General features: G+C 71.4%; 23 protein-coding genes. 9 read left to right on the top strand and 14 right to left on the bottom strand.

Features of this window, described 5'->3' with window-relative positions; genetic code table 11:
* Positions 1-1,422, bottom strand: coding sequence for a family 16 glycosylhydrolase (locus AB0G15_RS10250; protein ID WP_362837276.1), 1,422 nt, complete (start codon positions 1,420-1,422; stop codon positions 1-3).
* An 83-nt stretch (positions 1,423-1,505) separates the two neighbouring features.
* Positions 1,506-2,921: a ricin-type beta-trefoil lectin domain protein gene (locus tag AB0G15_RS10245; protein ID WP_362837274.1), complete on the bottom strand. Its 1,416-nt coding sequence runs from the start codon at positions 2,919-2,921 to the stop codon at positions 1,506-1,508.
* 823 nt (positions 2,922-3,744) lie between these two features.
* On the opposite strand from AB0G15_RS10245, the gene AB0G15_RS10240 reads away from it, so the two are divergent.
* The gene (locus tag AB0G15_RS10240) at positions 3,745-4,290 is read left to right on the top strand and encodes a GNAT family protein (RefSeq protein ID WP_362837272.1); all 546 of its coding nucleotides are present in this window, start codon (positions 3,745-3,747) and stop codon (positions 4,288-4,290) included.
* 3 nt (positions 4,291-4,293) lie between these two features.
* Positions 4,294-4,491, top strand: coding sequence for a hypothetical protein (locus AB0G15_RS10235; RefSeq protein WP_362687250.1), 198 nt, complete (start codon positions 4,294-4,296; stop codon positions 4,489-4,491).
* 179 nt (positions 4,492-4,670) lie between these two features.
* On the opposite strand, the gene AB0G15_RS10230 is transcribed toward AB0G15_RS10235, so the two are convergent.
* From AB0G15_RS10230 to AB0G15_RS10220, 3 genes are all read right to left on the bottom strand, one after another.
* Entirely contained in the window at positions 4,671-5,192 is a 522-nt protein-coding gene (locus AB0G15_RS10230) for a TrmH family RNA methyltransferase (protein WP_362837270.1), read from the bottom strand.
* A gap of 321 nt (positions 5,193-5,513) precedes the next feature.
* Positions 5,514-7,913 (bottom strand): Tex family protein, encoded by a 2,400-nt coding sequence (locus AB0G15_RS10225; protein ID WP_362837268.1) that lies wholly within the window; start codon positions 7,911-7,913, stop codon positions 5,514-5,516.
* Positions 7,914-8,040: 127 nt separating this feature from the next.
* Positions 8,041-9,780 (bottom strand): sialidase family protein, encoded by a 1,740-nt coding sequence (locus AB0G15_RS10220; protein WP_362837266.1) that lies wholly within the window; start codon positions 9,778-9,780, stop codon positions 8,041-8,043.
* A 202-nt stretch (positions 9,781-9,982) separates the two neighbouring features.
* Between AB0G15_RS10220 and rpmG the strand changes: the two genes are divergently transcribed.
* The gene (gene rpmG / locus AB0G15_RS10215) at positions 9,983-10,147 is read left to right on the top strand and encodes a 50S ribosomal protein L33 (RefSeq protein ID WP_329084587.1); all 165 of its coding nucleotides are present in this window, start codon (positions 9,983-9,985) and stop codon (positions 10,145-10,147) included.
* Between the two features lie 2 nt (positions 10,148-10,149).
* Complete coding sequence (locus AB0G15_RS10210; protein ID WP_362687236.1) at positions 10,150-10,395, top strand: type B 50S ribosomal protein L31; 246 nt, start codon at positions 10,150-10,152, stop codon at positions 10,393-10,395.
* Positions 10,396-10,530: 135 nt separating this feature from the next.
* Here AB0G15_RS10210 and AB0G15_RS10205 read toward each other — a convergent pair whose 3' ends face one another.
* The 3 genes from AB0G15_RS10205 to AB0G15_RS10195 form a co-directional block, all read right to left on the bottom strand.
* Positions 10,531-11,103 (bottom strand): cellulose binding domain-containing protein, encoded by a 573-nt coding sequence (locus AB0G15_RS10205; RefSeq protein ID WP_362837264.1) that lies wholly within the window; start codon positions 11,101-11,103, stop codon positions 10,531-10,533.
* 150 nt (positions 11,104-11,253) lie between these two features.
* Positions 11,254-12,303, bottom strand: coding sequence for a lytic polysaccharide monooxygenase (locus AB0G15_RS10200; protein WP_362837262.1), 1,050 nt, complete (start codon positions 12,301-12,303; stop codon positions 11,254-11,256).
* A 419-nt stretch (positions 12,304-12,722) separates the two neighbouring features.
* Positions 12,723-13,202, bottom strand: a complete 480-nt coding sequence (locus tag AB0G15_RS10195; protein WP_362837260.1) for a GNAT family N-acetyltransferase — start codon at positions 13,200-13,202, stop codon at positions 12,723-12,725.
* 155 nt (positions 13,203-13,357) lie between these two features.
* On the opposite strand from AB0G15_RS10195, the gene AB0G15_RS10190 reads away from it, so the two are divergent.
* The gene (locus tag AB0G15_RS10190; protein WP_362687225.1) at positions 13,358-13,576 is read left to right on the top strand and encodes an EF-hand domain-containing protein; all 219 of its coding nucleotides are present in this window, start codon (positions 13,358-13,360) and stop codon (positions 13,574-13,576) included.
* Between the two features lie 184 nt (positions 13,577-13,760).
* Here the strand turns inward: AB0G15_RS10190 and AB0G15_RS10185 are convergent, their stop codons facing one another.
* Positions 13,761-14,108, bottom strand: a complete 348-nt coding sequence (locus tag AB0G15_RS10185; RefSeq protein ID WP_362837258.1) for an STAS domain-containing protein — start codon at positions 14,106-14,108, stop codon at positions 13,761-13,763.
* A gap of 334 nt (positions 14,109-14,442) precedes the next feature.
* On the opposite strand from AB0G15_RS10185, the gene AB0G15_RS10180 reads away from it, so the two are divergent.
* Positions 14,443-15,627: an acetate kinase gene (locus AB0G15_RS10180; protein WP_362837256.1), complete on the top strand. Its 1,185-nt coding sequence runs from the start codon at positions 14,443-14,445 to the stop codon at positions 15,625-15,627.
* Positions 15,617-16,060, top strand: a complete 444-nt coding sequence (locus AB0G15_RS10175) for a DUF6789 family protein (RefSeq protein WP_362837254.1) — start codon at positions 15,617-15,619, stop codon at positions 16,058-16,060. The genes AB0G15_RS10180 and AB0G15_RS10175 overlap by 11 nt, the downstream gene beginning before the upstream one ends.
* Before the next feature lie 228 nt (positions 16,061-16,288).
* Here AB0G15_RS10175 and AB0G15_RS10170 read toward each other — a convergent pair whose 3' ends face one another.
* On the bottom strand, positions 16,289-16,690 hold the full coding sequence (locus tag AB0G15_RS10170) for an isoamylase early set domain-containing protein (RefSeq protein ID WP_362837253.1): 402 nt from the start codon (positions 16,688-16,690) through the stop codon (positions 16,289-16,291).
* 291 nt (positions 16,691-16,981) lie between these two features.
* On the opposite strand from AB0G15_RS10170, the gene AB0G15_RS10165 reads away from it, so the two are divergent.
* Complete coding sequence (locus tag AB0G15_RS10165) at positions 16,982-17,611, top strand: uridine kinase (RefSeq protein ID WP_362837251.1); 630 nt, start codon at positions 16,982-16,984, stop codon at positions 17,609-17,611.
* A 57-nt stretch (positions 17,612-17,668) separates the two neighbouring features.
* Here the strand turns inward: AB0G15_RS10165 and AB0G15_RS10160 are convergent, their stop codons facing one another.
* Complete coding sequence (locus AB0G15_RS10160; RefSeq protein WP_362837249.1) at positions 17,669-17,971, bottom strand: hypothetical protein; 303 nt, start codon at positions 17,969-17,971, stop codon at positions 17,669-17,671.
* A gap of 110 nt (positions 17,972-18,081) precedes the next feature.
* The gene (locus AB0G15_RS10155; protein ID WP_362837247.1) at positions 18,082-18,330 is read right to left on the bottom strand and encodes a hypothetical protein; all 249 of its coding nucleotides are present in this window, start codon (positions 18,328-18,330) and stop codon (positions 18,082-18,084) included.
* Positions 18,331-18,545: 215 nt separating this feature from the next.
* Between AB0G15_RS10155 and AB0G15_RS10150 the strand changes: the two genes are divergently transcribed.
* Positions 18,546-19,211 carry a hypothetical protein gene (locus AB0G15_RS10150; RefSeq protein ID WP_362837245.1) on the top strand — a complete coding sequence of 222 codons (666 nt, stop codon included), beginning with the start codon at positions 18,546-18,548 and terminating at the stop codon, positions 19,209-19,211.
* Positions 19,212-19,456: 245 nt separating this feature from the next.
* On the opposite strand, the gene AB0G15_RS10145 is transcribed toward AB0G15_RS10150, so the two are convergent.
* Together AB0G15_RS10145 and AB0G15_RS10140 are read right to left on the bottom strand one after the other, a co-directional pair.
* A complete protein-coding gene (locus AB0G15_RS10145; protein WP_362837243.1) occupies positions 19,457-20,242 on the bottom strand; it encodes an NIPSNAP family protein in 786 nt (261 codons plus the stop codon).
* A gap of 181 nt (positions 20,243-20,423) precedes the next feature.
* On the bottom strand, positions 20,424-20,888 hold the full coding sequence (locus tag AB0G15_RS10140) for a PepSY domain-containing protein (RefSeq protein ID WP_362837241.1): 465 nt from the start codon (positions 20,886-20,888) through the stop codon (positions 20,424-20,426).
* Positions 20,889-21,007: the final 119 nt, after the last annotated feature.

The raw sequence follows: 21,007 nt of genomic DNA, 5'->3' as shown, positions 1-21,007 counted from the left end.
TCAGGTGGGGGCGTTCCACTTCTGGTTGGCGGTGCCGGTGCAGGTCCAGATCTGCAGGCGGGTGCCGTTGGCACTGGACTGGCCGGTGGCGTCCAGGCACTTGTCGGCGGCCGGGTTCACGAGATCGCGGGTCGCGGCGTTGTAGGTCCACCGCTGGGCGGTGGTGCCGTTGCAGTCGTACAGCTGGATCTGCGCTCCGTCGGCGGTGGAGGCGGCGGTGACGTCCAGGCACTTGCCGAGGGCGCGCACCGTGCCGTCGGTGCCCAGGGTCCACTGCTGGGCGCCGGTGCCGTTGCAGTCGTACAGCTGGATGGGGGTGCCGTTGGCGCTGGAGGCGGCGGCGACGTCGACGCACTTGCCGCCGATACCGGTGATCTGGCCCGTACGGCCGCCACCGCTGGGCGGGGCGTAGACGCGGACGTAGTCGACGGTGAGCTGCTGGGGGAAGGTGGTGGAGGCGTCGGGCGAGCCGGGCCAGTTGCCGCCGACGGCCAGGTTGAGGATCATGAAGAACGGGTGGTCGTAGACCCAGGGGTTGCCCCGCGTGTCGGCGGGGGTCTTCCTGGAGTACTGGACGCCGTCGACGTACCAGGTCACCGCGCCGGGTTCCCAGTCGACGGTGAAGGTGTGGAAGGCGTCGGCGAAGGCCTGGCCCGCGGGGAGGTTGTAGCTGCCGCTCAACGGGTTGGCCCCGAAGTAGCCGGGGCCGTGGAGGCTGCCGAGCACCTGCCCGGGGACGCTGCCGACGTTCTCCATGATGTCGATCTCGCCGTTGGCGGGCCACTGGGCCCCTCCGGTGCCCAGCATCCAGAACGCGGGCCACATGCCCTTGCCCCGGGGGAGCTTCATCCGCGCCTCGAAGCGGCCGTAGGCGCGGGTGAAGGTCGCGGCGGTGGTCAGCTTGCCCGAGGTGTACTCGCACGAGCCGTACCAGCAGCCGAGTCCGGCGGGGTTGCCCTTGCGCGCGGTGATGACCAGGTTGCCCGCGCCGTCGTGGGCGATGTTCTCGTTGCCGGCCGTGTAGTACTGCCGCTCGTTGTTTCCCCAGCCGCCGCCGCCGACGTCCCGGCGCCACTTGGTGGTGTCGGGGCCGGTGCCGGAGGCGGCGTTGAACTCGTCCGACCACACGAGGGGGCCGGGGGCGGGTGCCGCCAGGGCCCGCTGGGCGGCGGTGCTCTGCGCGGCGGTGCTCTGCGCGGCGGTGCTCTGCGCGGCGGTGCTCTGCGCGGAGGTGGCCTGGGCGCCCGCCGGGGAGGGGACGAGCGTGGCGGAGCCGAGGGCGAGGAGCGCCGCGGCCAGGAGGCCGCCGAGCCGCGCGCGCCGCGTCCGTGAGTGGCCCTGTGAGGGGCTTTGTGAGGGGCCCGGTGAGTGGCTCCGCGAGGGGCGGGGGCCGGGAAGGGGCGCCGGGCTGGTGGAGATCATCGGCTGTTCCTTTCGATCCGGTGTCCGCTGGAAGGGCTGGAAGGGCTGGAAGGGCTGGAAGGGCTGGGAGGGGGCGCCATCGCCTAGAAGCCGGCCGTGATGCGGGTGAACTCCCAGTCGGGCTGGGAGATGCCGCTGCACGCGGAGCCCGCGTCGCCGCCGGGGCAGGGACGGTCGCGGTTGACCGCCCAGTAGGCGAAGCGGGTCAGGCCCTTGGACCTGGCCCAGTCGCGGATCTGGGTCCAGGTCTGCGTGGTGGTCAGCTCGCCCTGGTCGGACAGGCCGTTCATGCCGGAGATGCCCATCCGGGCGTACGCCTGCGCGTCGGTCCAGCCGTTGGCGGCCTTGAGCGCGTTCTTCAGGCCCTCGGCGGAGCTGACGGTGGCGTTGTAGATGTTGGAGGCGCCGAAGTTGAACGGCATGATCGTGTAGTTGTCGATCGGCACGGCCAGTGCCCTGGCCTGGTTGATCAGGCGGACACCGGTCGAGCTGGGGCCGTTGATCCCGGTACCGATGGTGACGGCGATCTTGACGTTCGGGTTGTTCTGCTTGACGATCTTCAGGCCGTTGAGGATGCGGTCCTGGACGGTGTAGTTCTCGAACTCGTCGTTGTTCTCGATGTCGAAGTCGACGACCGCCGGGCCGACGGCGTTGATGACCTGCTGCACGGCTCCGGCGTAGGCGGCCGGGGTGGAGCAGTTCGGGCCGAGCTTGTTGCCCGACCAGCCGCCGAAGGAGACCTGCACGCTGCCGCCCGCCGCCTTGATCTGGTTGATCGCGGCCTGGTCGGTGCCGCCGGTCAGCGGCCTGGAGCCGTCCCAGCGCGGGGTGCAGCCGCCGCCGGACAGGATGAACGCCATGGTGAAGGACTTCACGCCGGTGGTGCTCATGATCGTCGCAGGGCTCGGCGGGTTGCCCCAGCCCATGTAGAGGTACGGGGCCCCGGCCATCTTGCCGACCGGCGGGGGGTCCGTGGGCGGGTTGCCGCCGCCGTCGCTCGGGGCGTTCCACTTCTGGTTGGCGGTGCCGGTGCAGGTCCAGATCTGCAGGCGGGTGCCGTTGGCGCTGGACTGGCCGGTGGCGTCCAGGCACTTGTCGGCGGCCGGGTTCACCAGGTCGTTCGCCGCGCTGTATGTCCACTGCTGCGCGGCGGTGCCGTTGCAGTCGTACAGCTGGATCTGCGCTCCGTTGGCGGTGGAGGCGGCGGTGACGTCGAGGCACTTGCCGAGGGCGCGCACAGTGCCGTCGCCGTTGCGGGTCCACTGCTGTGCCGAGCTGCCGTTGCAGTCGTACAGCTGGATGGGGGTGCCGTTGGCGCTGTTGGCGGCGGCGACGTCGACGCACTTGCCGCCGATGCCGGTGATCTGCCCGGTGGCGGCGGCGGCCGGCGTCGCGGTCGTCACGCCGGCGAGAGCGAGGACGACGACGGTGAACATCCCGCCGAGGGTGGTGGGAAGCGACATGCGACGGCGCCGGCGAGGCGACTGTCCGGTGTCCATGCGCGGATTTCCTTCCGTCTTGGGGAGCGACGTACGGGTGACGCCACATCCCGGTGGGGACGCGACGCGCGCGCGTGACGTCACGACCCGTATCAGGGGGTGACATGCGGGTGGTGCCGGACGCGGCGAGCGTGCTTTCCGCGAGCGGCCGCACGGTGGCCCGGGGGGACGGGCCCGCCATACGGCGGCACGCGCTGCTCGGCGCGTCCTGGGCCCTGCCGCGACGGATACGGCAGGGAGAACGGAGCCTTCACGGGGCGGAGGGCGGCCAGCGCGCCCCACACTCGTGACGGGGTGTGGTCAGGGCGGCGGGGCGAGCGTGATCACCACGTCCGCCGCCATCCGGCGTCAGGGGAGCGAGTCATGGGGGGTCCCTTCACGGCAAGGTCTCGCTTGCCCGGGACCTTAGGCCAGCCTTCGTTCTCAGGTCAATACAAGGAGTAAAAAAAGCGGCACGGCTTCGGGTTCCGGATCGTGCGGAACGCTGTGAACTTACGAAAAAAAGGAAAGTTTATTTACGGTGGAACTCCTGAAGGGAACGTTCCAGGAGGCCGCGCTGTCAGGATCTTCTGTCAGAAAATCCCGGAGCGGGGGCCGGAGAGGCGCGTGCGGCCCGGCGCGGCACAGGGCCGGCCACGGCACCGTGCGAGCCGGTACCGCGTGCGGTGCTCCGTACCCGTGGCGGGACGCCGTCCCGGCCATCCGCGGTGTGGTGTTATTCAGTGCCCTTCCCGACTTTTCGTATGGTGTGATGTCCGGTAGACGGCAAGCTCTCTCGCCCGCCGCCCGCCGCCCGCCGATCGACAACAGTGGGGTTTCACTCATGCTTCGTGGAGACAGGGTCCTGCTCAGGGCCATCACCAAGGAGGACCTGGTCCCGCTCCACCGGTTGAACGACGACGTGGAGACGGCGGCCGGAGCCACCACGACGCCCTGGGTTCCCGAGACGATCGACCAGGCCATCGCCCACTACGAGCGGCGCAAGCCCGATCCGGCCAACGTCGACTTCGCCATCCAGTCCCTCTCCGGGGACCTGCTCGGATCCGGCAACGTCTGGGGGATCGACACCCTCAACCGCAACGGGCACCTGGGCATCTCGCTGCTTCCCGAGGCGCGCGGCCACGGCTACGCCCCCGACGCGCTGAGGCTGCTGTGCGACTACGCCTTCCGCATCCGCGGCCTGAACCGGCTGGGCCTGGAGACGCTCGCCACCAACAGCGCGATGATCGCCGCCGCCGAGAAGACCGGCTTCCGGCGCGAGGGCACGCTCCGCGAGCACGCCTGGGTGGCGGGGTCCTTCGTCGACGAGGCGCTGTTCGGACTCCTCGCCTCCGAGTTCCACGACCTGCGTACCACGAAGGAGCTGTGAGCGATGAGGACCTGGCTTCCGATCGGCCTCGGCGTCCTGCTCGTGCTGGCGGGCGGCCTCTGGGCGCTCCAGGGCCTCGGGTACGTGGGCGGCAGTTCCATGAGCGGTGCGCGGGAGTGGTTCTGGATCGGCCTGGCCACCCTCGCCGTCGGCCTCGTCCTCGCCGTCTCCGCCTTCCGCAGGGGCCGCCGCTCCCGGTGAGCGGAGCCGCTCGCACCGGCCGCCGTTCCCTCGTCGGCGACACGGCGCCGACGACCGGTCAGCGGTGGCGACACGGCGCCGACGACCGGTCAGTGGCGGCGATATGGCGCCGGACAATGGCGCCCGACCGGTCGCCGGTGAGGGCTCCGCACGCCTTACGTTCGCGCGTGTGACCCGGTTCAGGTGAACCCGGCCAGTTTGTAGAGGACCAGCGATCCGGCGACGGCCACGTTGAGGCTGGCTCCCGTGCCGATCATCGGGATCTCCACCGCGGTATCGAGCAGGTCGAGGGCCTCCGGTGGGATGCCGTCACGCTCATGGCCGAGGACGGCGACCGTGGGGCGGCGGGCCATGGGCAGGTCCGCGAGGCGGACGGCCTCCTCCGCCAGCTCCACGCCCAGGACGTGATGTCCGGCGGAACGCTGGTCGGCGAGCCAGGTCAACGGGTCGCGCACCCAGTGCACGCAGGCCGGTCGACGCAGGGTGTTTCCCCGGTCCAGGGCCTCGGGGACCCAGGACAGGCGGGGCACGGCCATGCACGCGCCGACCGCGTCACAGGTTCGCAGCAGGGTGCCGAGGTTCAGTCCGTGCAGGGGCCACAGCGGGGCGACGTACAGGTGGCCGAGACAGCGGGGCGGGCGCGGGCGACGGGTCGCTCGCAGGTCCTTGCGGGTGCGGACCCGGATGGCGGGGCCGTTCACGCCCGGTCGCGGAAGACCTCCGCGCGGGTGGCAGGAATCATGGTGGTGAACGCTTCAGCGGTGCGTCCGGACCATCGACGACGTCATCTCGCCCCAGGGTAACGGCAGGGCCCGGCTTGACGGTAGGGCTCGGCTTGACGGTAGGGCTCGGGGTGACGGCAGGGCCCGGGTGACGGCAGGGCCACCACCTTCGTGTTGAGGCGGTGGCCCTGCCGGTCCCGATGCCGCTCGGGTGCCCGCGGTCGTCGCGGCCCCCGGTCCGCGCACCCGCGCGGAGCGGTGTGTCCCGTGCGGGCGCGCGGCGGGGTGTTCGGCCGGTGCCTAGCGTTTGCCGCCGGAGCCGTCGAGCCCGGCACGGCGCAGCGCGTCGGCCATCGCGCCGCTCGGCGCGTTGCGCTGCCTGCCGCCGCCCTCCTGACGCTGCCGGTCGCCGCGTCCCTGCCCGCCCTGTGCGCCCTGCCCGCCGCGTCCCTGCCCGCCACCGCGCCTGCCGCCGCCGCCGTCGCCCTGGCGCTGCCCGCTGCCCTGCTGGTCGCGCTGGTCGCGCGGCCCTCGGGGGCCTGAGGGCTTGACGTCGTCCTCCAGCCGGAGGGTGAGCGAGATGCGCTTGCGCGGGATGTCGACGTCGAGCACCTTCACCCGGACGATGTCGCCGGGCTTGACCACCTCGCGCGGGTCCTTGACGAAGTTGTGCGACAGCGCCGACACGTGGACCAGGCCGTCCTGGTGCACGCCGACGTCGACGAACGCGCCGAAGGCGGCGACGTTGGTGACCACGCCCTCCAGCAGCATGCCGGGCGTGAGGTCGGAGAGCTTCTCCACGCCCTCCTTGAAGGTCGCGGTCTTGAAGGCGGGACGCGGGTCGCGGCCCGGCTTCTCCAGCTCGGCGAGGATGTCGGTGACGGTCGGCAGGCCGAAGGTGTCGTCCACGAACTCCTGCGGGCGCAGGGCCCGCAGCGCCGTGCCGTTGCCGATCAGGGACGCGAGGTCGCCGCCGGTGCTCTTCAGGATGCGCCGCACCACCGGGTACGCCTCCGGGTGCACGCTGGAGGTGTCGAGCGGGTCGTCGCCGCCGCGGATGCGCAGGAAGCCCGCGCACTGCTCGAAGGCCTTCGGGCCGAGCCGGGGGACCTCCTTCAGCGCCTTGCGGGAGCGGAACGGGCCGTTGGCGTCGCGGTGCTGGACGATGTTCTCCGCGAGCCCGGAGCCGATGCCGGAGACGCGGGTGAGCAGTGGCGCCGAGGCGGTGTTGACGTCGACGCCGACCGCGTTCACGCAGTCCTCCACCACGGCGTCGAGCGAGCGGGAGAGTTTGGTCTCGGCGAGGTCGTGCTGGTACTGGCCGACGCCGATCGACTTGGGATCGATCTTGACCAGCTCGGCCAGCGGGTCCTGGAGCCGCCTGGCGATCGACACGGCGCCGCGCAGCGACACGTCCATGCCGGGCAGCTCCTGCGAGGCGAACGCGGAGGCGGAGTAGACGGAGGCTCCGGCCTCCGACACCACGACCTTGGTCAGCCCGGGGACCAGCTTCACCAGCTCGCCGGCGAGCTTGTCGGTCTCGCGCGAGGCGGTGCCGTTGCCGATCGAGACGAGCTCGACGTCGTGCTTCCTCGCCAGCGCGGCGAGGGTGGCCAGCGACTGGTCCCACTGGCGGCGCGGCTCGTGGGGGTAGATGGTGTCGGTGTCGAGCACCTTGCCGGTCGCGTCGACCACCGCGACCTTCACCCCGGTGCGCAGCCCGGGGTCCAGCCCCATGGTCGCGCGGCTCCCGGCGGGCGCGGCGAGCAGCAGGTCGCGCAGGTTCGCGGCGAACACGCGCACCGCCTCCTCCTCGGCTGCCTGCCACATGCGCATCCGCAGGTCGATGCCGAGGTGGACGAGGATGCGGGTGCGCCAGGCCCAGCGGACCGTGTCGGCCAGCCACGCGTCGGCGGGCCGCCCCTGGTCGGAGATGCCGAAGCGGTGCGCGACGCGGCCCTCGTAGGTGCCGGTGGGCTCCTGCTCGGGCTCCAGGGTGAGGGTGAGGATCTCCTCCTTCTCCCCGCGGAACATCGCCAGGATCCGGTGCGAGGGCAGCTTGGTGAACGGCTCGGCGAAGTCGAAGTAGTCGGAGAACTTGGCGCCCTCCTCCTCCTTGCCCTCGCGGACCGCCGCGACCAGGCGGCCCTTCGTCCACATCCGCTCGCGCAGCTCGCCGACCAGGTCGGCGTCCTCGCCGAACCGCTCGACGAGGATCGCGCGGGCACCGTCCAGGGCGGCGGCCGCGTCGGCCACCCCCTCGCCGACGAACGCCTCCGCCGCGGCCCGCGGGTCGACCGACGGGTCCGCCAGCAGGCCGTCGGCGAGCGGTTCGAGCCCCGCCTCCCTGGCGATCTGCGCCTTGGTCCGCCGCTTGGGCTTGTACGGAAGGTAGATGTCCTCCAGGCGGGCCTTGGAGTCGGCCGCCAGGATCTGCGCCCGCAGGGTGTCGTCGAGCTTGCCCTGGCCCTGGATGGACTCCAGGATCGCGGTGCGCCGCTCCTCCAGCTCCCGCAGGTAACGCAGCCGCTCCTCCAGCGTGCGCAGCTGCGTGTCGTCGAGCATCTCGGTGGCTTCCTTGCGGTAGCGGGCGATGAACGGCACGGTGGCCCCGCCGTCGAGCAGGTCCACCGCCGCACTCACCTGTCGCTCGCGCACACCCAGCTCTTCGGCGATCCGCTGATGAATAGACGTGGTCACGATCTCTCTTCCTCTGTGATGGCGGTCTCCAAGCTACCGCCTCACCCCCTGGAGGGCCGGAGAGCCGAGGGGACGAATCACCTGAGAGCAGGAAAAGAGCCGTGCGGTCGTACGGGGAGCGGCGAAGTCAGGGCAGTACCTCGAGGTTGGGGGTCAGCCGGGTCCACTCGACGGTCGCTCCGGCCGCGTTGCCGCCGGGGGTGCCGGTCACCCAGTGCGTGAGCTGGGGACTCTCCCTGCTGTCCTGGACCACCCAGGTCGCCCCGGTGTCGGTGCCGTCCCTGAACAGCCGGGCCGTCCCCGCGCTGTCCACCCGTACCTTCCAGGTCGCCGTCCGGCCGGCCGCGTCCAGCGAGTGGACCTTCTCCCAGACGGCGGAGCCCTTGCGCATCGTCCAGACCCCGCTCCGCTGCACGGTCAGCATGAGCCGCCTGGCGCCGTTCGCCACCTTCGCGCCGAGGCACACACCGTTGCCGGTACGCGGGTCGAGCGCGCTGTCGTCGTCCACCCGGCCGCGGAACTCCAGGGTGAAGTCGCATCCCTTGGAGGCGTCGAGGGGGAAGGACGCCCGGCACGCCGCGGTGCCGGTGCTCGCGAGCCGGAGCCCGCCCCCCGCGATCCGCGCGCCGCCGGCCAGCGTCCAGCCCTTCGCGTTCGCGCCCGTGGTCCAGTCGCCCGCGGCGAGGGGCGCGCCGGAGAGGGGACGGGAGATGTCGAGCCTGGCGACCTTGATGTTGGTCTGGTTGTGCTCCCAGACGACGAAGAACCGGCCGGGCTCGTACTCGTCGGCGCTGGGGTAGACGTCCCACCCCCGGGCCGCGCCCTTCGTCAGGCGGGGGCCGTCGGCGAAGAGCCGCGCCGGCTCCCAGGGCTCGCCGGGCCGCCTGACCTTGTAGTAGAGCACCTCGCGGTACTGGTCGGGCTTGCTCGCAGAGGAGCCGGTGAACGGCCCGGCCAGCGTGTTGAAGATGGCCAGGTGCCGGCCCGCCGAGTCGCGCGTGAAGAACGTCTTGACGTAGTAGTTGGGCAGGTCCGCGTCCAGCCTCAGCGGCGACCACGTCAGCCCGCCGTCGGTGCTGGTCGCCGTGGCGCTGTGGGCCGCGCCCGAGCGGTAGCGGGCGTCGCGCGCCGCCGCCGAGGTGCCGCTCCTCAGGTCCAGGGCGCGGGTCACCATCACGAGCGTCCCGGGGTCGTCCTGGGAGATCGCGATCTGCGGCTCCTCGATCGCCACCCCCGGCGGGTTCTCCGCCATCCCGCCGGAGGTCCAGGTCACCAGGTCGGCCGAGCGCAGCACGCCCGCCTTGTTCGTACCGCCCGAGTGCCGCCAGTACGGCACCAGCCACACGCCGCCGAACCGCAGCGGCCTGCCCGCGACGACCACGCCCCTGCCGTTGTCCGGCACGTCGACGGTGACGGGGAAGGCGGTCCACGTACGGCCGCCGTCGGTGCTCCTCCTGACGGCCAATGAGGTGGGGAAGCCGTCGACCTCGCCCTCCCGGTCGCGGTCGCGCTCGACGGAGATCACGCCGAGCAGCGCGTACAACGTGCCCGCGTCGTCGAGGAGGATCACGTAGTGGTAGCGGGTCGTCGCGGTGGCGGCGGCGAGCGTGCCCACCGTCCAGGTCAGGCCGCCGTCCTGCGAGCGGGCGAACATGATGGAGCCCTGGTCGGTCGGCGCCGGGTCCCGCGCGTCCCGGACCCCGGCCCGCCAGGCGACCACCAGCCGCCGGTGGTCCAGGGCGACGATGTCGGGAACCCTGTTGCCCTCGTGGGCGAGCTCCCCGTCGGGACTCCTGTCCACCGTGCCGTACACGGTGACGGGAGGGCTGACGTCCGATCCGACGATCTCGGTTTCCGGCCACGGCATGGATCACAGCGAACAGGGGGCGGATGGACGGGAGGTTACCGGGGGGTGACGCCCGCACGGCCGTCGTCCCGCGCCTGGCAACGGTGTCGGCCAATGCCCGCTCCACGCCCGTCCCGCACCCGGCCCGCGGGCGGGAATGTCCAGCCAATGAAAACCGTTATCACCGGCATCGTGCGACCCACCAACCCGAGAGGAGCCGACCGTGGCCAGGAACGAGGTGCGCTCAGTGATCAAGCTGAGGTCGACCGCGGGCACCGGTTTCACCTACGTGACCCGCAAGAACCGGCGTAACGACCCCGACCGGCTCACCCTCGTCAAGTACGACCCGATCGTCCGCCAGCACGTTCCGTTCCGAGAGGACAGATAGTCATGAAGAAGGGCATTCACCCTGACTACCGCCCGGTCGTCTTCCGCGACCCGAGCGCTGGTTTCGCCTTCCTGACCCGTTCGACCGTCGGCAGCCGCAAGACCGTCGAGTGGGAGGACGGCAACGTCTATCCGGTGGTCGACGTCGACGTCTCCTCGGCGAGCCACCCCTTCTACACCGGGCGCAGCCGGGTCGTCGACACGGCCGGGCGCGTCGAGCGCTTCAAGCAGCGCTACGCCAAGCGCTGACGCCGGACCGATCCCGGCCGGTCCGGCCGGCCGGGGCCGCGTCTCGCGTCTGCCCTCTACCGGGGTGCGCGGCGGCGGTGGGAGCGCCGCGTACGGTCCGAGCGGGTGGGAGCCCGGGCAGGACCGCCGGTCCCGTCAGCCGCAGGTGATCTCGGTGAAGGTCGGGGGAGTGGCGGCGGCTCCCACGAAGCCGATGTCGGAGACGGTCTCCCCCGGCGGCAGCGACGGCTTCTCCGCAGGAGCGTGGATCATCGCGACGGGACCGCTCTGCATGTGGGTGCCGTTCCAGGACTGCCTGAAGGTTGCCTCGCGCGGCTGCATCCACTGGATGTACCAGTCACGCATCGGCTGGTCGGTGGTGTTGCTGATCGTCGCGGCGCCCCGGTAGCCACCCGGCCACGACTCCACCAGGGTGACCGTCGCCCGGCACCTCGCGGAGGCCTTGGCGGTGGTGCCGCGCTTGGAAGTTCCGTGAACGGGCGTGGAGGGCGAGGACGCCTGGGTGTCTCCGTGAACCGACGGGGACGCCTGGGTGTCTCCGTGAACCGACGGGGATGCCGGGGCGTTGGGGGAGGGCGCGGCGGGCGGGTGTGCCACGGCGTGCCCGCCCTCCGCCGTCCGGCCGACGCAGGCCGCCGCGACCAGGGCCACCGCCGCTCCGAGCGAGACGAGACCCAGCAATGGGGCGATCTTCGTGGTGGGCGGCACGGGACTCTCTTCCGTCCTTTCACGAGGCGCGGCGGTCCGGCGGTTCGCCGGCCGGTCTGCCCCCGCTCTGTTCTGCCGGACCGGCACAACAGAGCGGGGGCGGGCGCGGGTCGGTCCCCGCCGGTGCGTACCGGCGGGGACCGCGTCCCGCTAGGGGCTGGTGCAGGTGACGGAGGGGGAGCCGCTGGTTCCCGTTCCGGTGAATCCGAAGGTGGTCGAACCACCACCCGCTATCGCCCGGTTCCATTCGACGTTCTTGGCCGTCACGGTGGACCCGGATGTGGTGTGCGTGGCGCTCCACAGGCTGTTCACCGTGCTGCCGTTGTTGAGCGTCCATCTCGCCGTCCAGCCGTTGAAGGCGGCCGTGCCCGTGTTCTTCACGGTCACCTCCCCCTGGAAGCCGCCCGACCAGGTGGTGACGGTCCGGTAGGTGGCGGTGCACGCGCCGGGCCCGGGCGTCGGGGTCACGGTAGGAGTGGGAGTGGGGGTGGGGGTCACAGTGGGGGTGGGGGTGGGGGTGGGCGTCGGGTCGGTGCCCGTCCGGCCGACGCCGGTCACCTCGCCGTTGCCGCCGTCGAAGACGACGTCGGAGCAGTTGTAGAACGTCTCCGCGCTGTCGGAACGCTTCCACACCGAGTAGATGATGTGCCGGCCGGACTTGCCCGACGGGAGCCTGGCGTTCCAGTAGTAGTGGGCGTCGTTGGTGCCCGGCGAGCCGACGCTCTGCGGGTGGTCGGCCGTGTGGAACGGCTCGCTCTCCAGGTCGTCCCAGGTCAGCGCCCGGTTGGGGTTCCAGCCGTCCTTGGTGATGTAGAGGTAGAACCAGCCGGGGTGGGCGGCCCACTTGTTGTACTTGAACTGGATGGACGCGCCCGAGGTCAGGTGCGTCACCGGCCAGTTGGCGCTCGGGAGGTCGAACCCGCTGTAGCCGGGGTTACCGCCGCTGCACGCCTGGCCGTCGGGGATGAACCCGCGGGTTCGCCCGGCTCCGTCGGACCGCAGCAGGCTGAACCAGTTGTACAGCGAGTTGGTCCCGCTCTGGGCCACCGCCGCCGAGCACGCCTGGTTGATCGGCACGATGTTCCCCTGCGGGGAGAGACCGTCCTGCCAGCAGAAGAAGGTCCGGCTGCCGGGCGTCATCATGGCGCCGTGCGCCGAGGCCGGTAGGGGAACGAGGACGACGGCAAGAAGCGCGGTCATGAACGTGACCACACCGGCGACAGCCATACTTCGCCATTTACTCACAGAATTACCCTCCCTTTCGAGGGGTGACGAGTCGCTGATCAATGGCGGTGAGGCGCTCACGCGAGACGGACTCTAGGTGGCCGATCCCGGCGTGTAAACGGAGTGTTTCTTCCGTGGTGCGGCAACGGCTCGTCGTACCAGCTCAGGGAGGAGGCGCGGTGGTTTCGCGGGATGAAAGGTTCACGGCCGGAGTGTGTCCTGGCGGGATTTTCCCGCTCGGGCCTCCCGGGAGACGGGAGAACCACTTCCCGGGAGACAGGAGAGCCAGGAGAAACGGAAGAACGAAAAGACCGGCCGGAAGGGTGTTCCGGCCGGTCTTCGCGGTGAGGGCGGGCCCGGGGTGAATTCCTTTTCCCGGTACGGCTCCGGTACGGCTACCGCGTGCCTCCCGCCGCGACCTTCTCCAGCGCGGGGCCGGAGAGCCGGTACCTGTCCCATTCGTCGACCTGTTCCGCGCCGATCGCCCGGTAGAAGTCGATGGCCGGGGTGTTCCAGTCGAGCACCGACCACTCGAAGCGGCCGTAGCCGCGCTCCACGCAGATGCCCGCCAGCGTGGCGAGCAGCTGCTTGCCGTACCCGCCACCCCGGTGCTCGGGGTGGACGAAGAGGTCCTCGAGGTAGATGCCGTGGGTGCCGAGCCAGGTCGAGTAGGAGACGAACCAGATCGCGAACCCGGCGGTCCTCTCCCCGTCGACGGCGATGTGGCAGAACACGCTGGGAGAGGGGCCGAAGAGTGTCTCGTGGAGCATGTCGGCGGTGGTCTCGACCTTGTCCAGCGCTCTCTCGTACTCCGCGAGTCCGCGGATCATGTCGATGATCGCCGGTACGTCGTCCGGCGTTGCGGGGCGAATCATGCTCGAAGTCTAGGCGCGGGCCGAGGACGAGCCGGCCCTGAAAAAGGATTTTCGGTGATAAAACATGTTATATAGGGCCACTTGGCTGGACGGGGGGTTCCTCCCGTAAGTTGTCTGCTGATCGAAGTGCGGGTCGTTGAGAGAGGTGGGTCACCATGTCGACAGAGCCCAACGGGGAGCGGTTGGCGGAGCTCAGGCAGGCGTTCGCGGCCATCGACACCGATGGCGACGGATTCATCACGGAAAGCGAGTTCGGTGAGCACTTTCCCGCTCTGCCCGCCGAGGCCATCGGGTCGCTGAACCAGAACGGCGACTCCGACGGCGACGGCCGGTTCTCGTTCGAGGAGTTCGTCCGCCTGGTCGCCCGCGACTGATCCGTCTCCGGCACCCGGCAGCGGCCCTCTCACCCGCTGCCGGAACCGGCGGCCTCTTCCGGGGCGGGTGCCGCCGTACCTGCCTTCCCTCCCGGCGTCTTGCTCAGGACCTCCACAGGCGTCTTGCTCAGGACCTTCACAGACGTCTTTGCTCAGGATTTCCGCAGGCCACCGGCGATCGGGATCAGCGTGGGACGGGGACGACCCCGTCGGAGACCTCGCGCAGTGACTCCTCGACGGTGGAGTCGATGGGGAACGCCTCTCGCAACCTGGTCAGGTCGAGCAGGCGGCCGAGGAATCCGTGCACGCCGGCGAGGCGCAACCAGCCTTTCCGCTCGTAGGCGCGCCGCAGGCTCGTCAGCAGCACCCAGATGCCCGTGGAGTCGCAGAATCCCAGCCCCGTCGTGTCGACGACGAGGCAGACGTGGCCGCGCCTCATGAAGTCCGCGAGCCTCTCCTCCAGCAGAGGAGCCGATGACTTGTCCAGATCGCCGATCAGGGTCACCACGGAGAAGTGTGGATGCGCATCCACAGTGACGGATAGTCGAGTCATATCGCCCCGCTGTCTACGGCAGTTGGAGACAGCGCCCTGTCGGGAGCCGTACGAAGGACGGGTGCCATTGGCTCCCACCGTACGCCCGTGGCTCATGACAGTTCAACAAGCGATTGCGAACCGTCGGTGGTCAGGAAGGCCGGTGACCGCGCGCCGCGGCCTGTTCCCGGCACCTGGTCGGGACGTCATCATCCCAGGTCGGCGCGGTCGAACGGGCCTCGGCGTCCTCGCCGCGGCCGCCCACGCGGAGTGACGGGCGAGGACCCGTCGCGGGGCCCCGTTTGCCCTGTCCGGCCTCGGGCACGCCAGGAGGATGGGAACCACTGATCCGGCGGTGCTCACCGTCAACGCGGGATCGTCGAGCCTCCAACTTCACCTCGTCCGGGACGGGCGGGTCCTGCGCACCGAGCACAGCGAGCAGAGCCCCGACCCCGCGACGTCCGAGCGGTCGATCGCGGACTTCCTCGACGCCGCCCCCGGCGCCGGCCTCGCCGCGGTCGGCCACCGCCTCGTCCACGGAGGCGAGGCGGTACGCGAGCCGACGGTCGTGGACGACGGCGTGCTGGAGGCGGTACGGGAGTACGCCGACCTCGCCCCGCTGCACGTGCCGCCCGCCCTCGCGCTCGTCGAGGCCGCCCGGCGCAGGCTGCCCGACGTCCCGCACGTGCTCTGCCCCGACACCGCCTTCCACGCGGGGCTTCCCGACGGCGCCGCCACCTACGCGCTGCCCGCCGAGTGGCGGAGCCGCTACGGCCTGCGCCGCTACGGCTTCCACGGCCTGTCGTACGCCTGGGCGCTGGGACGGGCCGCGGAACTGCTCGACCGGCCCGGGGGAACCCTGCAGGTGGTGCTGGCCCATCTCGGCGGAGGCTCCTCGGTGTGCGCCGTCCGCGAGGGGCGCAGCGTGGACACCTCGATGGGGTTCACCCCGCTGGAGGGGGTCCCGATGAGCAAGCGGTCGGGGAGCGTCGATCCCGGCATGCTGCTGTGGCTGCTGTCCGGTTCCCGGCTCACGCTCGACGAGCTGCGCGACGGCCTGGAACACCGGTCGGGGCTGCTCGGGCTCTCGGACGGCAAGTCGGGCGACACCCGGGAGCTGGTCGCCTCCGGGGATCCCGCCGCCGCGCTGGCTCTGGAGGTGTTCGGGCACCGGGTGAGCCGGGAGATCGCCGCCGCCGCGACGAGCCTGGACCGCCTCGACGCGCTCGTGTTCACCGGGGAGATCGGCTGGGACCAGCCGGAGGTCCGCGAGGCCGTCTGCCGCAGGCTCTCGCTGCTCGGTGTCGAGCCTCCCGCCCGTACCGACCTCGACGCCGACGGCCCGGTCAGCGCGCCCGGCGCGTCCGTGCCCGTACTGGTGGTCCGGCCGAGGGAGGAACTGCAACTCGCCCGGGAGACGCTCGGCGCGCTCGGCCGGCATGCGCGAGGATCCGGCGCGGTGTCCGGTCACCGTTCGGGGAGCCGTTCGGGGAAGGCGGGGAGTGACCGTGACTCGTGATCTCGTCAGGGGCGCCGGGAGCGGCGTCCTCGCCACCGCGGCGATGAGCGCGGTGATGCTCGCGGGAGACCGCGCGGGTCTCATGGGCGACCAGCCGCCCAAGAGGATCGTCCGCGCCCTGCTGCCGGGTCACAGGCACCGGCCCAAGCGGGGAGAGCGGGTGCTGGGCGCGATCGCCCACTTCGGTTTCGGCGCCGCGGGCGGGGCCGCGTTCGCCCTGCTCTGCGGGGGACGCCGTGCCCCGGTGACGCTCGGGGTGGCGTACGGGCTGGCGATCTGGTTCGTCAGCTATCAGGGCTGGGTGCCGAAACTGGGAGTCCTGCCCCCGATCCCCGAGGACCGGCCGGGACGTCAGGCGGTGATGGCCGCCGGCCACGTGGTGTACGGCGCGACGCTCGCCCTCGCGGCGAACGGCCTCCGCCGCGAGACCTGACGGCCCGCACGACACGTACCGGGTTTCGCGGTGAACGGTCTTCCCCGTACCGGGTTTCGCGGTGAACGGTCTCCCGCGTTCGGGGCCGGCGGGTTCGCCCGCGGGGCGGCCCGCCCCTTCCGTGTCCCTGCCGGGAGGGAACGGGGCGGGCCGTCACGCTGATCGCGGAGACGGTGGAACGGTCTGCCCCGCGAAGGGGATCCCGTCCTACGAGCGGTCACCGAGATACTAGGAGGTGGCCACCGAGGCCGAGGCCGAGACCGGCTGCCCTGCCGAGAGCGTCTGCCGCATCGGCTTGCCGACGGCGCTACGCGCCGCGCCGGGGCCTTCCGGCGCCTCCTGGACGTCCGCGGGGTTGATCCGGCCGCCGTGCTCGTCGTGGTGGTCCGCGTCCGCGTCGTCGAACCACACGCCGCCGTCCGCGAGGTAGCGGAAGCGGATGGGCTGCCGTGCGGGGACCATCAGGCTCACCTGGTAGGTACCGTCGTCCCTGCGCTGCATGGGATGGGCATAGGGGTCCCAGTCGTTGAAGTCGCCGACCAACGAGACTCCTCCGACGGTCGGGCTCTCCGTTATGCTGAAAGTCAGCTTGACCTGGCCGTTCTTGGTCGGCTTACCGCGCTTGATCACTGAAATCCTCCTGACATCACTGTCTCCGTGCGTAACGTGCCGTGATCTTGGTTGCGGAAAGACGTGAAGATCACGCCAACTACCGGATCGCGCCGACATGGACGTGACGCGACCAGGAGGCCGACGCCCAGTCACGGCCGAGCCGTCGATCCATATGGATCGTTACCGCCCGTAGCGGCAGGACAACCCGGACAGACCGATATTTGATCGGCATCACGTCCGACCTTGACCCGGCCATGATGGTTGACCGGCCCCGGCCGGAGGCGGGCGCGCGTCGGCCAGGATGGTGGGGTGAACATAAGGCCGATCTCCCCGTCGTCGCTGGTGGAGGACCTCGCCGATCGGGTGGTCGCGCAACCCCGCGACTCCTGGGTGCGCGTCGCGCTCGACGGGGCTCCGGCGGCGCGGCCGGAGGACCTCGCCGACGCGCTGGCAGACCCGCTCCGGCTCCGCGGCAGGGAGGTGCTCCGGGTCTCCACCGCCGACTTCCTGCGCCCGGCCTCGCTCCGCTTCGAGTACGGCCGGACCGACCCTGACTCCTTCTACGCCGAGTGGTTCGACTACGGGGGACTGGCCAGGGAGGTCCTGAGACCGCTCGACCCCGGGCGGTCGGGGAAGGTGCTGCCCACGCTGTGGGACAGCGTCGTCGACAGGGCCACCCGCGCGCCCTACGTCACGGTCCCCCCGGGCGGGGTGCTGCTGCTGGCCGGGCCCCTGCTGCTGGGCCGGGGGCTGCCGTTCGAGCTGACCGTGCATCTGCGGCTCTCACCGGGCGCGCTCGCCCGGCGCACCCCGGACGAGCAGCGCTGGACGCTGCCCGCCTACGCGCGCTACGAGGAGGAGGTGACCCCGGCGGAGGTCGCGGACGTGGTCGTCCGCGTCGACGATCCGAGACATCCGGCCCTGGTCACCTTGTCATGAGCGGAGGCAGGGCGCGTCCCTCGGACGCGCCCTGCCTCCGCTCGTCCAACGGCGGCGCTACACGCCCGCGCGCGAGGGAATCCTGCCCTCGGAGTCGGAGTACGAGCCGCGGAGCGACTCCTGCTCGATGGAGGACCGCATCTCCTCGCGATTCTCCTCCAGACGCAGGGCGACTCCCATCGCGAAGAAGGTCGGCGCCCACTCGCCGATGAAGATCCCCCACCGGTCCGCCCGGTCGACTCCCGCGCTCTCCTTCGAGTTCGACGTGAACCACACCGCGACCGACGCGCCGATCGAGGCGAGCCCGGCGACGTACATCATGCTGGACTTCACGCCCATCTTGTGAAGCATATTGATCATTTCATCCCCCTGATGATGGTTCGTTCTTATGGTTACCCCGGGAAATCACGGATAACCGAATGTGACGAACCGCAGGTGATGGCATCTCCGGGCGTGCGGGTCCCGCCGTCCTACGTCGTCTCGCGCGGTCTCGCGCGGTCGCGCTCGCTCTCCCCGCCGAGGCGTTTGAGGAGGTCCTCGCGCCTGGCTTCGAGCTCGCCGACGAGGATCTCCTGCTCGTCGGCCTGGTTGATCATCATCGACCGCTCGGCGGGGTCGGTGGGGCCGACCTCCCCGACCTGCCTTCGCATGTCGGCGACCTCGGCACGCAGTCTCTCCAGGTCCTCTTCGACCTGTCGCAGTTCTTCCTGAAGGCTCATTCGCTGTCCATACCCCTGCTTTCGGCCTCGACTCCACGGTTCCGGCCGTCTCGCCCGGTCCCGCCCGCCCGGTCCCGCCCGCCCGGTCCCGCCCGCCCGGTCCCGCCCGCCCGGTCCTGCTCGCCCGGTCCCGCTCGCAGGGCTCGCGATCCCGGCGGCCGGGAGGCGCTCCGCGGTGGCGGGAACCCGGCGGGCCCGGCCGGTGTACCTCCCGCATGAGAAGAATCCTTTTCCTCCTGGCGTTCATCGTCCCCCTGCTGGCCCTCGGCGTCCCGGCACGGGCGGGAGGCTGGGCACTCACCGTGATGGACCCGGTCCCGGCGACGAGCCCGGACACCACGTACACCCTCGGCTTCTGGCTGCTGCAGCACGGCACCCACCCGTACGAGGGCGACGACCTGGGTGAGGTCGCGCTGAGGTTCACCGACGGCAAGAGGAGCCTCACGTTCTCCGGCGTGGCGCTGAAGGAGCCCGCCCACTACGCCGCCGCGGTCTCCCTGCCCAAGGGCACCTGGGAGGTGGAGGGGATCCAGGGCTGGTTCTCGCCCTACCGGATCGGCACCCTGACGGTGCCCGGCGGGCTGAAGGTCGCCCCGGTTCCCGAGGACCTCAGGCGGTCGATCGCCGCCCAGCCGCAGCGGGATTACTGGGGTGTGATCCGCCCGCCGGGCGTCCCCCTCGGCGACGGCGTTCCCTCCGAGTCCGCCGGCCCCACGCCCGCCGCCACTCCGGCGGCGGCGCCCGCCGGAGGCTCACCGGTGGAGACGGCCACCGTCGCGGTCGTGGAGCAGGAAACCTGGTGGCGGCCCCCGTACGTGCTTGCGGCGCTCGTGGGGATCGCCGCTCTCACGGCTCTCGTCTACCGGGTACGGCGACGCTGACCACCGGGGCCGGGGGTAGGGCGGGCGCCGAATGCCGGAGCGGGTACGGCGACGCTGACCACCGGGGCGGGCCCGGGACGGCTCGCCCACGGCTCGGGCCGGCGGAGCATCGCGCATGACCGGGGCCGGGGTCGGGGTCGGGGTCGGGGTCGGCGGAGCCTCACCCGCGGGCCGGGCCGGGCCGGGCCGGGCCGGTGGAGTCTCGCGCACGGCCCGGATCGGCGGAGTCCCGTCTGCGGCCCGGGTCAGCGGAGCAGGGATCTCGCCGTCGGCGTCAGGTTCAGTCGCTCGGGAGGAGCGACCAGGCGCGCCGACAGCTCGGGAAGGACCTCCCGTGTCCACCTCGCCGAACGTGCGAGCAGCGCGGCGTGCTCGTCGTGCCGTTCCCGGCTCGCGAAGGCGGAGAACCACACGAAGACGTCCTCGCCGGTCCGTACCGGCAAGGCGGGGTAGGTGTTCTCGGCGTGTTCGGTCCGCAGGCGGGCCAGCGGGGCGGCGCCCGTCTCCGCCAGCAGCGGTGCCACCCGGTCATCGAAGAACCGGGCGAACTCGTCGCCGGGTACGCCCGGGTGGCAGACGGTCGCGGTGAACCACGACGAGGTCGCCGCGTCGCTCGCCGGGGGACCGGCCGTCGCCGCGCCGCCCGCCGCGGGGCGGGCGGCGCCCGACAGGTCGAAGCCCGCTCCCGGGGCCGACGGGCGGAGCAGCAGGACGTCGTCCGAGTCGATCATCGTCCCGTTGGCCTCGTCGCGGTGGGCCCTCCACACCGGTCCTCCGTAGAAGGCCGCCAGCGCCGCGGCCCGCGACTCCATGTCGCGGAACCCGCGCAGCCAGACGAACCTCTCCGGGTCGTCCCGGTCGCGGAACTGGCCGACGACGCGCATGCCCACGGCCTCCTGGGACTCGACGAACTCCCTGTCGAACAGGGTGACCAGGTCGTCCCTCCTGTCGGGGTGCAGCGTGTACCGCCTCAGTTCGAGGATCGGGCAGCAGGTGTTCTCCGCCTGCCCGTGACGGGCGTCGTTCGTCACCGTGGTCGGTCCTTCCCGGAACTGCTCAGTGGTGCCCGCATGCTAGGAGCAGGTCACTGACACCTTGCGTCAGTGACCTGCTCCCGTGGCCGGGCCGCCACCGTCGTGTCCGGCCGGTCCGAGCGCGGAGCCCGCGACACGCGAGGTGTCACGGGCTCCTTCGCCGTCGGTCGTGTTCCCGTCAGTCGTCGTCCTGGTCGTTCTGGTCGTCGGTGTCGGTGTCGTCGGCGTCGTCGGCGGCCCGCTCGGCGGCGGTCTCGGTCTCCTGGTCCTGCTCCAGGATCGCGCCGGTGGTGGCGTCGATGTCGAACTCGTGCTGGACGTCACCCTCGAGGAGCTCGATCTCCCAGCTGGTGGGAGTCTCGTCGCCGTCGAACTCGGCCTTGACGAGCTTGGCGCCGGGCACCTTGTCCTGAGCGATCTTGATGGCCGCGTCCCGCTTGATCTTGGCCTCCGCCTCGCCGGGCGCGGGGGGCGGGGTGGCGGTCTGGGTCCCGGGCGTCTCGGTCACCGGTGCGGGAGTCGTCGCCGTACCGCTGGGGGCCGGGGTGGGCGTCGCGGTTCCGGCGAAGGCTACTGCGCCGCCTCCGGAGACGACGGCGAGAAGTCCGGCGGCGGCGATGGTGAGTTTCGTCGTGTTTCGCATGTCCCCAAGCTTGCCGGGGCTCCCGTTAGCGGCACGCTGCGGAAACCCTAAAGGCAGGTTAAGGCCGTCGAGCGGTTCCGGCTCCCTGTCTTCCCGTACCCCTTCGTCCTCCCGTACCC

It is taken from the genome of Streptosporangium sp. NPDC023825 (assembly GCF_040639575.1).
GTDB lineage: Bacteria > Actinomycetota > Actinomycetes > Streptosporangiales > Streptosporangiaceae > Streptosporangium.
This window is presented reverse-complemented; position numbering and strand designations above follow the sequence as displayed.

Coding starts and splice junctions, on each gene's coding strand:
- AB0G15_RS10200 (WP_362837262.1), bottom strand. CDS start 12,303: ATGACCGCGCTTCTTGCCGTCGTCCTCGTTCCCCTACCGGCCTCGGCG.
- AB0G15_RS10235 (WP_362687250.1), top strand. CDS start 4,294: ATGAGGACCTGGCTTCCGATCGGCCTCGGCGTCCTGCTCGTGCTGGCG.
- AB0G15_RS10195 (WP_362837260.1), bottom strand. CDS start 13,202: ATGATTCGCCCCGCAACGCCGGACGACGTACCGGCGATCATCGACATG.
- AB0G15_RS10250 (WP_362837276.1), bottom strand. CDS start 1,422: ATGATCTCCACCAGCCCGGCGCCCCTTCCCGGCCCCCGCCCCTCGCGG.
- AB0G15_RS10210 (WP_362687236.1), top strand. CDS start 10,150: ATGAAGAAGGGCATTCACCCTGACTACCGCCCGGTCGTCTTCCGCGAC.
- AB0G15_RS10240 (WP_362837272.1), top strand. CDS start 3,745: ATGCTTCGTGGAGACAGGGTCCTGCTCAGGGCCATCACCAAGGAGGAC.
- AB0G15_RS10245 (WP_362837274.1), bottom strand. CDS start 2,921: ATGGACACCGGACAGTCGCCTCGCCGGCGCCGTCGCATGTCGCTTCCC.
- AB0G15_RS10220 (WP_362837266.1), bottom strand. CDS start 9,780: ATGCCGTGGCCGGAAACCGAGATCGTCGGATCGGACGTCAGCCCTCCC.
- AB0G15_RS10140 (WP_362837241.1), bottom strand. CDS start 20,888: ATGCGAAACACGACGAAACTCACCATCGCCGCCGCCGGACTTCTCGCC.
- AB0G15_RS10190 (WP_362687225.1), top strand. CDS start 13,358: ATGTCGACAGAGCCCAACGGGGAGCGGTTGGCGGAGCTCAGGCAGGCG.
- AB0G15_RS10180 (WP_362837256.1), top strand. CDS start 14,443: ATGGGAACCACTGATCCGGCGGTGCTCACCGTCAACGCGGGATCGTCG.
- AB0G15_RS10155 (WP_362837247.1), bottom strand. CDS start 18,330: ATGAGCCTTCAGGAAGAACTGCGACAGGTCGAAGAGGACCTGGAGAGA.
- AB0G15_RS10150 (WP_362837245.1), top strand. CDS start 18,546: ATGAGAAGAATCCTTTTCCTCCTGGCGTTCATCGTCCCCCTGCTGGCC.
- AB0G15_RS10160 (WP_362837249.1), bottom strand. CDS start 17,971: ATGATCAATATGCTTCACAAGATGGGCGTGAAGTCCAGCATGATGTAC.